This is a genomic window from Actinosynnema pretiosum (assembly GCF_002354875.1).
Classification (GTDB): Bacteria; Actinomycetota; Actinomycetes; order Mycobacteriales; family Pseudonocardiaceae; genus Actinosynnema; species Actinosynnema auranticum.
The window spans coordinates 4,706,678-4,723,906 of sequence record NZ_CP023445.1 but is presented as its reverse complement, the minus strand read 5'-3'; the positions used below and the strand labels follow the sequence as shown (position 1 = coordinate 4,723,906).

Here is a 17,229-nt window from a genome sequence, read left to right as displayed (position 1 = left end):
TCCGGGTCAGGCCCCGCCGTCCCCGCCCCGCAGGACCACCTCCCGCTCGACCGGGGCGGGCGTCTCCAGGGGGACGTCCGCCGGGGCGGGCCCGGTCGGTTCAGGCGCAGTCGGTTCAGGTCCGGCAGGCTCAGGTCCGGCAGGCTCAGGTGCTGCCGGTTCAGATGCGGCCGGTTCGGGTGCGGCCGGTTCGGGCGTGACCGGTTCGAGCGCAACGGGTTCGGGTTCGGCGGGAGCGGACTCCGCCGGACCCGGCCCGACCGCACCCGGTTCCCCGCCCGGCAGCAGCGCCCGCAGCCGCTCGACGAGCGCCCCGCGCGCCTCCTCCGCGAGGTCGGCCCCGTCCAGCGCCGCCAGCGCCTCCAGCGCCGCCGCCACCGCAGACCCCCGCTCCACCCGCTGCCGGGGCAGCGTCGCGGGCGCCTCGTCCGGCGACCAGCGCATCGGCAGCACCACCGGTTCCGGCCCGTCCACCGCCCGGTCGAACAACCGCAGCGCCTCGTCCACCCGCAGCGGTCGCGACCCGCTCACCGCGGGCTCCCCGGCCAGCGGCCCCCAGGCAAGCGCCCGCCCGACCAGCCCGGACCGGGTCCGCTCCAGCGCGATCCCGGCCAGGAACGCCCACGCGGCGGCCTCCGCCACGTCACCGCCCAGCGCCCACCGGGCCGACCCGCACAGCACGAACAGGTCCAGGTCGCCCGCCGCCTCGTGCAGCCGCCACGCCCCGGTGAACGCCTCGTCCGGCTCCTGCGCCACGTGCACCACCCCGGTCACCGCGTGCTCGGCCAGCACCCGCCGCACCGCCGCCCCGTCCCCGAGGTCCAGGTCCACCACCGCCGCGCCCAGCTCCTCCCGCAGCGCCGCGACCGCGCACGCGTCCCGCCGCCCGGCGAGCACGACCCGCCACCCCCGCCCGGCGAGGTGCCTGGCCAGCGCCGTGCCCACCGGTCCGCCGCCGACCACCAGCACCGCGCCCGCGTCGGCGCGCGGCGCGACCAGCACGACCTTCCCGGCCTGCCCCAGCGCCTCGGGCGCGCGCCGCACGTCCCACGCGGTCGCGGGCAGCGGCTCGACCCCCTCGGCGACCAGCCGGGACAGCATCCGCTGCACCCGGTCCGGGGTCACCTCGGCCAGGTCCAGCACCCGGTGCCGCACGGCCTCGACCCCCACCAGGCCCTGGGTCGCCCCGCCCAGCTCCACGAAGTACCCGCCGGGCCGCAGCAGCTCCAGCGAGGCCGCCGCGAACTCCTCCGGCAGCGCGTTCACCACCACGTCCACCTGCGGGAACCGCTCGCGGAACCCCAGGTCCAGGCAGGAGGCGACCCGCTCGGCGGGCAGGCCCGGCACGTGCCGCCCGTCCGGGCGCGCGGTCGCCCACACCTCGGCCCCGGTGGCGAGCGCCAGCAGCGCCACCGCCGCGCCGACCCCGCCCGCCGCCTCGTGCACCAGCACCCGCTGCCCCGGCTGGAGGTTCACCACGTGCCGCAGCGCGTAGTGCGCGGTCAGGAACGCCGACGGCACCGACGCGGCCTCGGCGAACGTCCACCGCGCGGGCACCGGCACGAGCGAGCGCTGGTCGACCACCGCCTCCGGCGCGGTGGGCCCGTCCACGAGGCCGAACACCCGGTCGCCGACCGCGAGCCCGTCGACGTCCGCGCCGACCTCGGCGACCACCCCGGCCAGGTCGGAGCCCAGCGGCGCGCCCACGTCGCGCGCCGCGCGCGCGCCCCGGAAGCCGATCCCGGTCGCGCGCACCGCCACCCGCACCTCGTGCGGCTCCAGCGCGGCCCTGGGGCGGGGCGCGGCCACCACGCCCTCCGGGCCCGCCTCCAGCCGCCACGGCCCGTCCGGCACCGCCAGCGCGGGCCGGGGCTCGGCGACCAGCCGGGGCGCGAACGCCGTCCCACCGCGCACCGCCACCTGCTCCCGCCCGGTCGACACCGCCGCCGCCACGTCCTCGGCGCGCTCGGCGTCCACCAGCACGATCCGCCCCGGCCACCGGACCTGGAGCGCGCCGACCGCGCCGCGCAGCGCCGCGCCCACCGGGTCGACCCGGTCCTGCCCGCGCACCGCCACCGCGTCGCGGGTCAGCACCACCAGCGCCGGGTGCTCCGCGAGCGCGTCCTCGACCTCCGCGCGCGCCCGCTCCACCTGCCCGGCGACGTCGGCGCCGGAGCGCCCGCACTGGTCGAGCACCACCGGATCACCACCGGGCGCGCCGGTCGGGCACGGCTCCCACACCTCGCGGAACAGCGCGCCCCGCCGCTCGGCCTCCGCCGCCGCGCGCGGTTCCACCGAGCCGATCGACGCGACGGGCGCGCCCTCGGCGTCGGCCAGGTCCAGCCGCGTCCCGCCGGGGGAGCGCAGCACCCGCGCCCGCAGCTCTCCCGGCGCGCGGCCGGGGTGGTGCGGGACGACGTCGCGCCAGGCGTGCGCGAGCAGGTCGGGCGACGGGTCGCGGCCCAGCAGCGCGGCGGCCTCCAGCAGCGCCGGGTGGATCACCCACTCCTGCTCCGGAACCCCTTGCGGCAGCACGAGGTCCGCGTACCAGGCGGTGTCGTCCCGCCACACCGCGCGCACCCCCCGGAACGCCGGTCCGAGCCCGCCGGGGTGCACGACCGGCGCCGGTTCGGCGCCCGCCGGGGGCCACTCGCCGGGGCGCCAGGCTTCACCGTCCACTGCGGACTCGGCGAGAACCCCGGTGGCGCAACGCATCCAGACCCCCTCGTCCTCCCGCGCGTGCACCACCAGCTCCGTGCCGCTGACCCGCGCGCGCAGCGCCACCGGGTCCACCAGCCCCGGCGGCGCGTGCACCACCAGTTCGGCGACCCCGGCCAGCCCCGCCCGGCGCGCCGCGTGCAGCGCCACGTCCAGCAGCGCGGCGCCCGGCAGCACCGCGACGCCGTGCGCTGTCCGGTCCGCCAACCACGGCTGCTCAGCGGGGCGCACGCGCCCGGTGAACACCACCTCGTCGCGGTCCGGCACGTCCACCCGCGTGCCCAGCAGCGGGTGCCCGCCCTCGTCCAGCCCCAGCTCGCCCGGCGCGGTCGACGCCCGGCCCCCGCGCGGCGGCAGGAACTCCCGCTGGAACGGGTAGGTCGGCAGCTCCACCGGCCGCCCCGCCGGGATCAGCCCCGTCCAGTCCACCGGCCTGCCCGCGCCGTGCGCCCGCGCCAGGTCGGCCAGGAACGCCTCCGCGCCCGCCCCGTCCGACCGGATCACCCGCAGCGGCCCGGCGTGCTCCTCCAACCAGGTCAGCGCCGCGTGCAGCCGGACCGGGCCGCGCAGCTGCCGCGCCCAGTAGTCCGCCGTGCCGAAGTCCTCGGCGGGCGCGCCCACCAGCGTCGACACCACCGGCAGCGCCGGGGCGCGCACCACCAGGCGCTCGGCGACCCGCGCCAGCTCCGCGACCAGCGGGTCGCAGTGGTGCGAGTGGAACGCCCCGCCCGCGCGCGGCTGCTCCACCGGGCGGCCCAGCGCCCGCCAGTGCCCCACGACCGCCGCGACCGCGTCCGCGTCACCGGAGACGACCGTGCTGTCCGGCCCGGTCACCGCCGCCACCGACACCCGTTCCCCCAGCGCCGCGGCCACTTCCGCCTCGCTCGCGCCGATCCGCGCCATCACGCCCGAGCGGGGCAGGTCGGCCAGCAGCCGGGCGCGGGCGGCCACCAGCGCAGCCGCGTCCGGCAGGTCCAGCACACCCGCGAGGTGCGCGGCGGCGACCTCGCCGACCGAGCGGCCCACGAGGTGGTCGGGCGCGGCGCCGTGGTGCTCGTAGAGCCGGAACAGCGCCACCTGGAACGCGAACAGCGCGGGCTGCGCCACCTCCGGCCGGTCCAGGTCGCCGCCGTGGAACACCAGGTCGGTCAGCGGCGCCTCGAACCTCGCCACCACCTCGTCCCACGCCGAGGCGAACACCGGGAACGCGTCGTACAGGTCGCGGCCCATGCCCGCGCGCTGCGCGCCCATGCCGGACAGCAGCAGCACCGACCCCGCCGGTCCCGGCTCGGGGCGGAGGTCGGCCAGCGCGGCGAGCAGCTCGGCGCGGTCGCGGCCGAGCAGCACCGCGCGGTGCTCGAAGTCGGCGCGGGTGGCGAGCGCGCGGCTGACGTCGGCAGGCGACCAGGTGGTGGTGGCCAGGTGCGCGCCGAGCCGGGCGGCCTGCTGGCGCAGCGCGCGCGGGGTTCGGGCGGACAGCAGCCACGGCACCGGGCGGCCGGGGCCCTCGTCCGGTTCGGGGTCGGCCTGCGGGGCTGGCCCCTCCAGCACCAGGTGCGCGTTGACCCCCGAGCCGAACGCGGACAGCCCGACCCGACGCGGTTCCGGCCACCGCTCCAGGTCCGGCCGGTCGCCGGACGGCGGCAGCAGCCCGTGCCGCATCGCCTGCGCCACCAGGACGATCCCGGTGATCCGCCCGTCGAACCCGGCGCGCGCGGGCGCCTGCTCCTCGGTGAGCCCGGCCGACTCCAGCGCCCGCAGCACCACCCGCCGCCGCGCCGGGACCGCGGCGCTCCCGGCCCCGTCGGAGTTCACCGCCGACCCGCGCACCACCACCAGCGGGCGGCGGTCGTTGCGCGTCGCGTCCGCCAGCCGCTCCAGCACGAGCAAGCCGGTCCGGCCGTCCGCGTCGACCCCGCCGACCAGCGCCAGCACCGACTCCCCGGAGCGCAGCGACTGCGCGGCCAGGTGCGCCGCCACCAGCTCCGCCCCGTCCGCCACGCCGATCGACGGCCCCTCCAGGGCCAGCGCCCGCACCACCCGGCCCGGCGACCGGCCGCAGGTGAACACCCCGGTCGCGGTGCCGCGCAGCGCGCGCGGGTTGATCCCGGCCCGCTCCAGGGCCTCCCACGCGGTCTCCAGCAGCAGCCGCTCGCCCTCGTCGACCTCGGCGGCGGCCTCCGGCGCCAGGTCGAAGAACGCGGCGTCGAACCGCGTCGCGCCCACCACCCCGGCGGCGGGCGGCGCACCCGCGACCAGCCGCTCCCACAGCGCCTCCGGCGTGCCGACCCCGCCGGGCAACCGGCACGCGGACCCCACCACCACAACGGGTTCCAGCCCCGGCGGCGCGCTCTCGGCCCGCTCGTCGGCCTGCGCGCCCCCGCTCAGCAGCACGGTCAGGTGGTCCGCCAGCGCGGACGGCGTCGGGTGGTCGTAGACGACCGTCGCGGGCAGCCGAAGACCGGTGGTCGCCATCAGGTGGTCGAGCAGCTGCACCGCCTCCGCCGAGGTGAACCCCAGCTCCCGGAACGTGCGGTGCCCGTCGATCCCGGCCGCGCCGCGCTTGAGCGTGGCCGCGACCAGGTGCGGCACCAGGGTGTGCGGGTCCGGCTCGCCCTCGGTGACCGGCAGCCCGGCGGAACCGGGGCCGCGCCAGAACCTCCGGTGCTGGAACGCGTAGGTGGGCAGGTCGACGTGCCCGCCCCGGTTGCGCCACAGCACCGGCGTGCCGCCCGCCCACACCTCGGCCAGCGCCTCGGCGAACGCGACCGCGTCGTCCGCGCCCCGGCGCAGCGCGCCCAGCGCGACGTCCGGGTGCGCCGGGTGCGGGCCGACCTCGACCACCGTCCCCAGGCCCTCCGCGCGCAGCGCCAGCAGCGCCTGGTCCAGCAGCACCGGGTCGCGCAGGGTGGCGTACCAGTGCTCGGCGTCCAGCTCCGAGGTGTCCAGCACCCCGCCGGTGACCGTGGAGCAGAACGGGATCGCGCCCGCACCCGGCCGCACGTCCGCGAGCAGCCCCACCAGCTCCTCGTGCACCCGCTCCACGTGCCCGGTGTGCGCGTCGCGCCCGCCGAGCGAGCCCGCGAACACCTGGGCGCGCAGGCACACCACCCGCGCCGCCTGCGCCAGGTCGAGCGCGCCCGCGACGTGCGCCGCCACCACCTCGCCCTCGCCGCAGCCCACGACCGCCGCCGGGGACACCCCGTGGTGCTCCCACAACCGGGCCAGCGCCACCTGGAACGCGAACAGCGCCGGCTGCGCCACGTCCGACCCGGTCAGCGGGCCCGCCTCGCGCAGCACCCGCAGCACCGACCAGTCCTGGTGCTCGGACAGGGCCGCGTCGCACTCGGCGAGCGCGTCGGCGAACACCGGGCTGACGCGCAGCAGCTCCCGGCCCATGCCCGGCCAGTGCCCGCCCTCGGCGGGGAACAGCAGCACGACGCGGCGCGCCGCCGGATCGGCCTCGCGCACGGCCAGGTCGCGCAGGTTCCGCAGCAGCTCGGCGCGGTCGCGGCCGACGACGGCGGTGCGGCGCTCGAACCCGGTGCGGGCGGCCAACGAGGCGGCCACGTCCGCGGGGGTCCAGCGCGGCTGGTCGACCAGGCGCGCGTGCAACCGGGCGACCTGGGCGCGCAGCGCCTCCGCCGTGCGGGCGGACAGCGGCCACACCACCGGGGCGTCGCCGTCCGCAGCGGGCCTCTCCGGCTCGTCCGGGGCCTGCTCCAGCACCACGTGCGCGTTCGCCCCGGACGTCCCGAACGAGGACACGCCCGCCCGCCGCACCCCCGGCCACGGCTCGGCGTCCCGCGCCGCGCCGCCCTCGCGCTCCACCGGCAGCAGCCCGCTCCGGATCGCCTGCACCACCTTGATCACCCCGGCGACGCCGGAGGCGGCCAGGGTGTGCCCGGTGGCCCGGCGCAGCGAGCCCACCCGCACCGGCGACGGCCGGTCGCGGCCGTAGGCGGCCAGCAGCTCCGCGCCCTCGCCCGGATCGCCGGAGGTGGCCTCCACGGCGGTGACGTCCCGCGCCGCGAGCCCCGCCTCCGCCAGCGCCGCGCGCACCACCCGCTCGCGCGCCGCCACGCCCTGGGTGACCGCGCTGCCCGCGAGCACCGCCAGCACCGGGCGTCCCGCGCGCCGCGCCCCGGACAACCGCTGGAGCACCAGCACGCCCACGCCCTCGGCCCGCTCCGCCCCGCCCGGCGCCCCGCCCGCCGCGACCCCGCAGGCCAGCGCCAGCCCGGACTCGCCCGCGCGCAGCGACCGCGCCGCCAGGTGCACGGCGACCAGCGACGAGGAGTCCGCCGCCGCGACGGTGATCGCCGGACCGGACAGGCCGAGCGTGCGCGACACCCGCGCCGAGGGGTCGCCGTCCCCGGCCGCGGTCCCGGTGAACACGCCCGCCGGGCCGCCGCGCAGCGCCTCCGGGTCCACGCCCGCGCGCTCCAGCGCCTCCCAGGCCACCTCCAGCAGCAGCCGCTCACCGGGGTCCATGGCGGTGGCCTCACCAGGGCTGATGTCGAAGAACGCCGCATCGAACTCGTCGGCGCCCGGCAGGCCCGCGCTCCTCGGGGCGCCCTCGGCGTCGAGCAGCTCGGCGACGTCCCAGCCGTGCCGCGCCTCGGTCCCGCCGCACAGCACCAGGTCCCACAGGTCGTCCGGGGTCTCCACGCCGCCGGGGAGGCGGCACGCCATGCCGATCACGACCACCGGGTCGTCGGCCGGGGGAGCGGGGGGACGCTCGACGACCTCCACCCGCGGTTCCGGCGCCGCGCCGACCTCCGGTTCCCCCGCTTCGACCGGAAGCGCTCGGGGCGCCTGGGGTTCGACGAACGGCGCGCGGGGCGGCGGGGCCTCGTCCAGCGCCACCAGGACCGTGTGCGGGGTCGCGCGGGCGGTCTCCAGCAGCTCCGGCACCCGCGCCGGGTCGTCCAGGCCCACCGCCTGCGCGGGCAGCCCCAACCCCCTGCGGTGCACGGCCAGCGCCTCCAGGAACGCCGCCACCGCCGCGTCCGCCTGCCCGGCGGGCCGCGCCGACGGCAGCAGCAGGAAGAAGTCCAGGTCGCGGTGCCGGGTCACCTCGTGCAGCGCCCACGCGGTCCCGGTCGCCGAGCGCAGCGCCGCCGACACGTCCGCCACCGGGCGCGGCGCGTGCACGACCCCGGTGGGGCGGTGCGCGTCCACCAGCCTGGCCAGCGCCCGCGCGTCGTCCGGGTCGCCCGCCTCCACGGTGACCGCCGCGCCGCGCTCCTCCAGCTCCCGCCGCAGCTCCCACGCGTCGTGGACGCGGCCCACCAGCACCAGGTGGTCGTGGTGCGGGGCCAGGTGCCCGGCCACCGCCGCGCCGAGGCCCTCGGTGCCGCCGACCACCAGCACCGTGCCGCGCCTGGCGCGCGCCGGGGCGGTCAGCACGACCTTGCCGGTGTGGCCGCCGGTCGCCAGGTGCCGCAGCGCCTCACCGGCGTTCCGCAGCTCCCACGCGCGCAGCGGCAGCGGCTCCACCCCGTCCGACAGCAGCCGGGCGAACACCGCGACCAGCACGTCCGGGTCCACCCCGGCCAGGTCGAACCCGCGCCACCTCGGGTCCTCGCGCGGGCCGCAGCCGCCCACGTCCACCAGCAGGCCGGTCGGGGACAGCAGCGCCAGCGACGCCGTCGCGATCTCCGCGTCGCCGCCCAGCACCACGTCCACCTGCGGGAACCTGTCCAGGAAACGCAGGTCCCGCGAGGACGCCACCCGCTCCGGCGGCACGCCCATCGCGTGCAGCGCGGGCCACTTGTCCGGGTGCGCGGTCGCGAACACCTCCGCGCCCGCCCGGTGCAGCAGGTGCACCGCGGCCGTCCCGACCCCGCCCGCCGCGCGGTGCACCAGCACCCGCTGGCCCGGTCGGACGCCCGCGAGGTGGTGCAGCGCGCAGTGCGCGGTCAGGAACGCCGACGGCACCGACGCGGCCTCGGCGAACGACCAGCCGTGCGGCACGTGCGCCAGCAGCCGGTGGTGGGCCGTCGCGATCGGGCCGAGGCAGCCGTCGACCAGCCCGAACACCGGATCGCCGACCCGGAACCCGAACACGTCCTCGGCCGTGCCGGTCACCACGCCCGCCGCCTCGCGGCCCAGCGCCGTGCCGACCGGGGCGGTGCGCGCGGCGTGCACGTCCCGCAGCCCCAGGCCCGCCGCGCGCACCGCGATCCGCACCTCGCCGGGCGCGAGCGGGCGCAGCGGGCGGGCCACCGGGCCGACCCCGTCGACCAGGCCCGGCTCCACGACCTCCAGCCGCCAGGGGCGCACCGGTTCCGGGTGGAGGGCGGCGGGGAGCAGTTCGGGGACCAGCGCGGTCGTGCCGCGCAGGGCGATCTCGGGCTCGTCGAGGGGGAGCACGGGCGCGAGGTCGCCGTCGCCGTCGACCAGCGCGACCCGGTCCGGGTGCTGCTCCCGGACCGCGCGCAGCAGGCCCCAGAGGGCGGCGGCGGTCGGGTTGGGCAGCTCGCCCGGCAGGGCGGCGACGGCGCCGAGGGTGCGGACGACCAGGCGCGCGGTCGGGTCGCCCGCGAGGCGGGCGAGCACGCGCTCGGCGACCAGCTTCGGAACGGGGGAGGGCTCGCGGTGGTCGAGCACGACGGTGGTGAGGGGCGGGGTGGCCGCTGCGCCTGCCCGAGGTGAGGTCCGGGGGTGCGCCGCCGCCGCTCGCGGCGTGGTGCCGGTGTGCGGGGCGATCCTGGTCCAGTGCCGCGTGAACAGCCCGCTCGCCGTGCCACCGAGGAACTCGACCTGGTCGACCTCCAGCACCAGCCGACCGTCCTGGTCGTGCGCGGTGATCCGCACCGAGTCCCGCCCGATCCGCTCGACCCGCGCCCGCAACCCCGTGCCACCGCCCCGGTGCAACCGCACCCCGGACCAGCGCAGGGCCAGCGGCGGCGTGGACCCGTCCAGCAGCACCGCCTGGAGCACCGGGTCGAGCAACGCCGGGTGCACCCGCCACGCCGTCCCCGGAACCCCGTCCGGCTCCACCTCGACGTGCAGCACCCGCCCGTCCTGCCACACCCCGCGCAACCCCCGGAACGCCGGACCGCGGCGCACACCCCTGGCCGCGAGGACGTCGTCGGCGTCGGTGAGGTCCACCGGGATTCCGGGCGGGACAACGACGTTCCCACCCCCGGACCGCTGGTCAGCGGCGGTGTCTTCCCCGGACGGGTGATCTTCGGATTGGTGCTCGCCGGGTACGTGCGCGGGGGGTTCGGCGTCACTAACCTTGGAAGCAACCGCCACGTGGTCGTGCGAGGCGGGAGCACTGCCCGAGCCGCTCCCGAGGAGCGCCGGCTCGGTGACGCCTTCGCTGGCTGCGGCGCCCTCGTGCGCCGCGTCGGGGCCAACGTCGGCGGTCACCACATCGGCGCTCGCGAGGGTGGTGCGCATCGGGCTGGTCGGGGTCGGGCCGGTGCTCACCGCGTTGGTGGTCGCCGCGTTGGTGGTCGCCGCGTTGGCGCTCACCGTGCTGGTGGTCGTCGTGTCGGTGGTCGCTGGGGCGGTAGCCGCCGGCTTGTCGGTCGCTGCCCCGGTTGCCTCGTAGTCAGCTCCAGCCTCAACGCTGTCGGTAGTGGCGCTGCCAGTTGCAGCGCTGCCCACGACGGTGCTGCCCGTGCCCGTGCCCGTGCCCGTGCCCGTGCCCGTGCTGGTGTTGGTGCTGTCTGCGGTGGCGGTGCTGCTGGATGTCGTGTCGCCAGTTGTCGTGTCTCCGGGTGCCCTGTCTCCGGGTGGTGCGTCACTCGGTGTCGCGTCGCTTGTTGTTGTGCTGTCAATGGTCGTGTGGTCGAGCGTTGCGCTTTCCGGTGCTGCGCTGTGAGGGCCTGCGCTGTGGAGCGCTGTGCCGGTGGAGGAGGTGGTGCCGTTTGGTGCGGGTGTCGTGGGTGTTGTTGCAGGCTTCGTCGTCGCGGGTGTTGCTGTGGCAGTAATTGCCGTGCTGGTGGTTGCTGCTCCTGCTTCTGCTGTTTCTCCTGCTGCTTGGGTGTTGAGGACGGCGGTGGCGTGGGGGAGCCAGTCGGCTGATTCGCGCACGTGCAGCACCAGGGTGCCGTTGTGCGGGTTGGCGGTCAGGCGCAGTGCGGTGCGGCCGGTGAGCGGGAGTGGTTCGTGCAGGAGTAGTTCTGCCAGTTCCGCGTCCAGCACTGCCGCTACGTGCAGGGCCATGTCCAGCACGGCCGCGCTCGGCAGCACCGGCACGCCGCCCACCTCGTGGTCGGCCAGCCAGGGGTGGGCCTGCGCGGACAGCACGCCGGTGAACACGATCTCGCCTGAGCTGGGCACGTCGACGCGCGCGGTCAGCAGCGGGTGGCCGCCGGGTTCCACGCCCAGGTCGCCCGGTGCCGCACCGGTGTCGGGGGCGGGCCAGTAGCAGCGGCGCTGGAACGGGTAGCAGGGCAGTGGCACGCGGCGCGCCGCGGGCAGCAGGTCGGTCCAGCGCACCGCGCGTCCGGCCTCGTGCGCGCGGGCCAGGCCGGTGAGGAAGTCCGCGACGCCGTCCGCGCCGGGACGTGTGGTCGGCAGCGCGGTGATCGCGCCGTGCCTGCGGCGCGCCCACTCCAGCGCGTCGTGGAACCGCACCGGGTGGCGCAGCTGCCGCGCCCAGTAGCCCGCGGTGGCGAACCCGTCCACGGGCTTGCCCTCCAGCGTCGACACCACCGACAGCGAGCACGGCCTCGGTTGCAGCCCGGTCGCCACGATCGCCAGCTCCACGGCGACCGTGTCGCAGTGGTGCGAGTGGAACGCGCCGCCGGTGCGCAGCACGTTCGCCTGCCGTCCGCGCGCGCGCCAGTGGTCGACCAGCGACAGCACCGCGCCGGGATCGCCGGACACCACGGCGCTGTCCGGCGAGTTCACCGAGGCCAGGCACACGCCGTCGCCGAGCAGCGGTTCCAGCTCCTCCTCGGTGGCCTCCACCGAGGCCATGAGCCCGTCCGGCAGCAGCGCCACCGCGAGCCGGGCGTGCGCGTCGAGCAGCGCGAGCGCGTCGGCCAGGTCCAGCGCGCCCGCGAGGTGCGCGGCGGCGACCTCGCCGACCGAGTGCCCGACGAGGTGGTCGGGGGTGACGCCGTGGTGCTCGTACAGCCGGAACAGGGCGACGTGGAACGCGAACAGCGCCCGCTGCGCCACCTCGACCCGGTCCAGCTCCTCGGACGGCCCGTGGAAGGCGATCTCGGTGACCTCCGGAGGGCACACCGAGTCCCAAGCGCGCGCGAACACCGGGAACGCGTCGTGCAGGTCACGCCCCATGCCGACGTGCTGCGCCCCCTGCCCGGACAGCGGCAGCACCACCCCGGCCCTCCGACCAGCCACAACCTGGTCCAACTGCTCGACCAGCTCATCCCGGTCCCGCCCGAGCAGCACCGCCCGGTGCGAGAACCCGCTGCGCGTCACCAGGCTGACTGCCACCTCAGCCGCGGACGCCTCCGGGTGCGCGTCCAAGTGCGCCCGCAACCGAAGCCCGTGCGCCCGCAACGCTTCCGGCGACTTGGCCGACAACACCCAAGGCGTCAACGGCAACCCAGCCCCAGCGGTTGGCACGTCAATGACGGGTGGCTGCTCCAGGATCAGATGCACATCCGTGCCGAACCGCCCAAGCGACGACACCCCAACCCGCCTCGGCTCCACCCACGGAACCGGCTCGACGAGCGGCACGAGCGCGGACCCGGACACCCCGGCAAACGCAAAACCAGCCCCAGGACCGAGACCAGGGCCAGGGCCAGTCCCAGGGGCAGTTCCGGCCTCAGCGGCAGTCCCAGTCACAGAGACAGTTCCAGCCTCAGAGACAGTTCCAGCCTCAGAACCAGTCCCAGAACCAGACCCGGTCCCAGCTCCAGCCCCAGTCCCGGTTCCGTTCCCGACCCCAATTCCGATCCCGGTTCCAGTCCCGGCCCTGGTAACGGAGCCGGGCCGAGGCTCAGCCCTGATTCCGGTCTCGGCTCCTGAGGGGCCACTCGCCCCTGGCCTGAGTTCGGCGGTGGGGTCGGGTGTGGTCGTTGGCGTGGGAGCGCTCTCACCTGTGGAAGTGGATGCGGGTGTTGGGGTGGGGGTGGTTGCTGGGGACAGGTGCGGGGTCGGGGGGAGCGTGCCGTGGCGCAGGGCTTCTACCAGTTTCACCAGTGCGGCGGCGCCTGAGGCTGCTCCGGTGTGGCCGGTGGTGGATTGGAGTGCGCCCAGGTGGACCGGGTGGGGGTTCGTGCCGTAGACGGCGTGCAGCGCGGTGAGCTCGGCCTGGTCTTCGGGTGGGGTTCCGGTGCCGTGCGCTTCTACGGCGTTGATCTCGTTCGGGTCCAGGCCCGCTTGGGACAGCGCTCGGCGGATCAGGTGTTCCTGCGTGGTGGAGGGAGTTGCTTGGGGGGTGGATGTGCCTACTGCGCTGCCGCGGATCAACGCCAGCACCGGGTGTCCCGCTGCCAGTGCGTCGGACAGGCGTTCCAGGACCAGCACCGCCACGCCCTCGGACCACCCCGTGTCGTCGGGGCGTTCGGAGAACGGCTTGCGCTTCGGGCCGTCGACCTGACGCTTGGTGGCCTCGGGGGTGGTCAGCACCTCCACGCCGCCCACCAGCGCCAGGCCGGACTCGCCCGAGCGCAGGGACTCGCTCGCCAGGTGCACCGCCACCAGCGACGACGAGCACGCCGTCGCCACGGTCACCGCCGGACCCACCAGGCCCAGCGCCTGGGCGATCCGGCCGGACGTCGCGCTCGGGCACCCGCCTGGCGCGTCGGGGTGGTCGGCGCCAACGCCCACGAACGTGCCGGTCGTGGTGTCGCGCAACGAGGTCGGGTCGACGCCCGCGTCCTCCAGGGCCTCCCAGGTGGTTTCCAGCAGGAGGCGTTGGCGGGGATCGGTCGCCAGGGCCTCGCTCGGGCTCAGGCCGAAGAACGCGGCGTCGAACTCGCCCGCGCCGTCCAGGTAACCACCCGGACCGCCGCTCTCCCAACCCCGGTCCGCCGGGGGGAGCGGGACGATCGCGTCACCGCCCTCGGACAGCAGCGTCCACAGCGCACCCGGCGAGTCCACCCCGCCCGGCAGGCGGCAGGCCGTGCCCACGACGGCGATCGGCTCCGCACCGAGGACGTCGAAAACGCCGGTATCGGGAACAGCGCCATCGACGCCATCGAGAGGGACTGAAAGGAGACCATCAGTGGAATCAGGAGCGCCTGCGGCGGGAACGGGGGGAGTGATGAACTCGGAGGGGAGAGCCTCGGAGGGGAGAGCCTCGAAGGGGAGGGGGGCTGGGGGGAGTTCGAGTGGTTCCTGCTCGGAGTCTGCTGGGGGAGTGTCGTCCAGCTCGGGCTCGTATTCGGCCTCGGCGACTTCGTCCGGCTCAGGTTCGTATTCGGTCGTGGCGAACTCATCCGGTTCAGGTTCGGGTTCGGCCTCGTCGGGGGCGGCCTGGTCTTGCTCCGCCTCCACCTCCGCCTCCACCGCCGCGTCCGCGTCGTCCGCGTCCTCCAGGTCCTCCAGGCTGAACCTGATCGTGTCCGCGTCGGCCGAGACCCCCACCGGTGCGAAGAAGTCCGTCGCCTCCGGGTCCCCCGCCTGCTCCTCCTCTCCCGCCCAGCAGCTCTCCCGCTGGAACGGGTAGGTCGGCAGCGTCACCCGTCGCGCGTGCGGCACCAGCCCGCGCCAGTCCACCGGCAGACCGCCGGTGTGCGCCCGTGCCAGCCAGTTCAGCAGCGCGGACGGCCCGTTCGCCGTCGACGGGATCGGCAGCAGGGACGGGTCGTGGGCGTGCAGCCACGTCGTCGCCCGGTGGAACAGCACCGGGGCCCGCAGCTGCCTCGCCCAGTAGCCGGGGGTCGTGATCTCGTCGGTCGGCTCGCCCAGCACGGTCGACACCACCGGCACCCGCGGCGCCCGGAACGCCAGGGTCGCCGCCACCGCCGCCAGTTCCGGCACCATCGGGTCGCAGTGGTGCGAGTGGAACGCCCCGCGCGTGCGCAGCCTGCCCGCGTCCACGCCCGCCCGCCGCCAGCGCGCCACCACCTCGTCGACCGCCGCGCCGTCCCCGGACACCACGGTGGCGTCCTGGGTGTTCACCGCCGCCACGCCCACGCCCGGCACGTCCCGCAGCGCCGCCGCGACCTCGGCGGCCCCGGCGCGGACCTCCGCCATCGCCCCGTCGGCGGGCAGCTCGCGCAGCAGCGCGGCCCGCGCGCGCACCAGGGTCGTCGCGTCCCGCAGGTCCAGCACCCCGGCCAGGTGGGCGGCGGCGACCTCGCCGACCGAGTGGCCGACCAGGAAGCTCGGCCGCACCCCGTGGGCGGCCAGCAGCGCCGCCAGCGCCACCTGGAACGCGAACAGCGCGGGCTGCGCCACCTCCGTCCGGTCCAGCTCCTCCTGCGAGCCCTCGAACACCACCTCGGTCAGCGCCGGGTCCAGGTGCGCGCACGCCTCGTCCCACGCGCGCGCGAACACCGGGAACGAGCCGTGCAGCAGCCTGCCCATGCCGACCCGCTGGCTGCCCTGCCCGGACAGCAGCAGCACCGCGCCCGACCACCGCGGCTCCTCGGTGATGCCGCCGAGGCCGTGCAGCAGCTCCTCGCGGGTCGCGCCGACCACGGCGGCCCGGTGCGCGAACGCGGTCCGGCCGCGCGCCAGGGTGTGCGCGACGTCGGACGGCGTCCAGTCCGGCTCGCCGAGCAGGTGGTCGGCCAGCCGCGCGGCCTGCTCGCGCAGCGCCTCGCGGCTCGCCCCGGACAGCAGCCACGGCACCACCGGCTCGCCCGGCGGCTCGGGGACGGGCGTGCGGGCGGGGGCCTCGCCGAGCACCAGGTGGCAGTGCGTGCCGCCGTCGCCGAACGCGCTCACGCCCGCGACCAGCCCGCCGCCCCACCCGCCGTGCCACTGCGTCAGCGAGGTCTGCACGCGCAGGTTCAGCAGGTCCAGGTCGACCGCCGGGTCCGGCTCCCGGAAGTGCAGGCTCGGCGGCAGCTCGCGCCGTCGGATCGCCAGCGCCGCCTTGAGAAAACCGACCGCGCCCGCCGCGCTCCCCAGGTGCCCCACGTTCGTCGTGGCCGCCCCGACCGGCAGCGGCGAGCCGTGCGGGCGGGCCGCGCCCAGCACCGCGCCGAGCGCCAGCGCCTCCGCCGCGTCGCCCGCGCGGCTGCCCGAGCCGTGCAGCTCCACGTACCCGACCGCCGCCGGGTCGACGCCCGCCGCCCGGTACGCCGCGCGCAGCACCTCCCGCTGACCGGCCGGGTCCGGGCCGCCCCGCGCGCCGTCGTCGGTGATCGCGCCGCCCAGGACCAGGCAGTGCACGTCGTCGCCGTCCGCGAGCGCGGTCGCCAGGTGCTTGAGCACCAGCACCACCCCGCCCTCGCCCCGGCCGGGACCGTTCGCGGAGGCGTCGAGCACCCGGCAGCGCCCGTCCGGGGACGACCCGCCGGACCCGGCCGCCCACCCCGGCCCGAGCACCAGGTCGACCCCGCCCGCCAGCGCCACCGCCGACTCGCCCGAGCGCAGCGACTCGCACGCCAGCTGCACCGCGACCAGCGACGACGACTGCGCGGTGTCCACCACCAGGCTCGGCCCGCGCAGCCCGAACGCGTGCGCCACCAGGTCGGCGACCACCGCGCCCTGCCCGTCGTCGTCGGCGGTGACGCCCAGGAACACGCCGACGCCCGCGCCCGCGAGCGCGCCGGGCACCGTGCCGCTGTCCTCCAGGGCCTCCCAGACCAGTTCGAGGGCGAGCCGCTGCCTCGGGTCCATCGCGCCCGCCTCGCGCTCGGAGACGCCGAAGAAGGCCGCGTCGAACTCGTCCACCCCCTCCAGCGCACCGCCGCGCGCCCCCGGACCCCACCGGTCGGCGGGCGCGGCGCCGGTCGCGTCCGCGCCCGCGCGCAGCAGCCGCCAGAAGGCGCGCGGGTCGGCGGCCCCCGGAAGGCGGCAGGACGCGCCGACGACGGCGATCGCGTGCTCGGCCCGGTCCTCGGCCGAGGCGTCCCACGGGGTCGGTGCGCGGTCTGGTTCGGGCAGCAAGGTGCGACTCTCCGGCTCGTCCTGGGCTGGTCCTGCGCTGGGGCTCCTGGGGGCGGGAGCGGCGCGGTCGGCGCTGGAACGGGTCAGCGCCCGCCCGCGCCGTACCGCCGGGATGGTTGTGTCCGCCCACGGGGACGCGCAACCGAGCACGGGGCGGTTGACCGGATCGGTTGACACACGGGCGGGTTTTGCTGTGTGGCTGCCCGGTGTCGCGGCCTCGGTCTGGTACCGCCGAGCCCCTGTCCGAGGTGTCCGGATCGCGCTGCCGGTCCGCACGGGACGGACCGGCCGCGCCGCAGTACACCTGTCCCGGCGGGCGCGCACGTCCCTTCGGCCCTGGCCGAAAACATTGTCCGGTGATCACGGCCGGGGGGAACCTGGGGGCGCGGGCAACCGGGGGCGCCCGGTCGGGGGCGGGGCGGATCCAGGGGGCGGTCCCACGACCGCCGGGGGTGTTCCGACCCGCCCGCTCCGGGCTCGTGCCGTCCGCGTGGCCTGCGGACGGGG

1 protein-coding gene is annotated in these 17,229 nt (G+C 77.3%); it reads right to left on the bottom strand.

The genetic code is table 11. The annotated features are described in order from the left end of the window. Positions 1–6 precede the first annotated feature (6 nt). Positions 7–16,722 carry a type I polyketide synthase gene (locus CNX65_RS20120; protein WP_177154287.1) on the bottom strand — a complete coding sequence of 5,572 codons (16,716 nt, stop codon included), beginning with the start codon at positions 16,720–16,722 and terminating at the stop codon, positions 7–9. Positions 16,723–17,229: the final 507 nt, after the last annotated feature.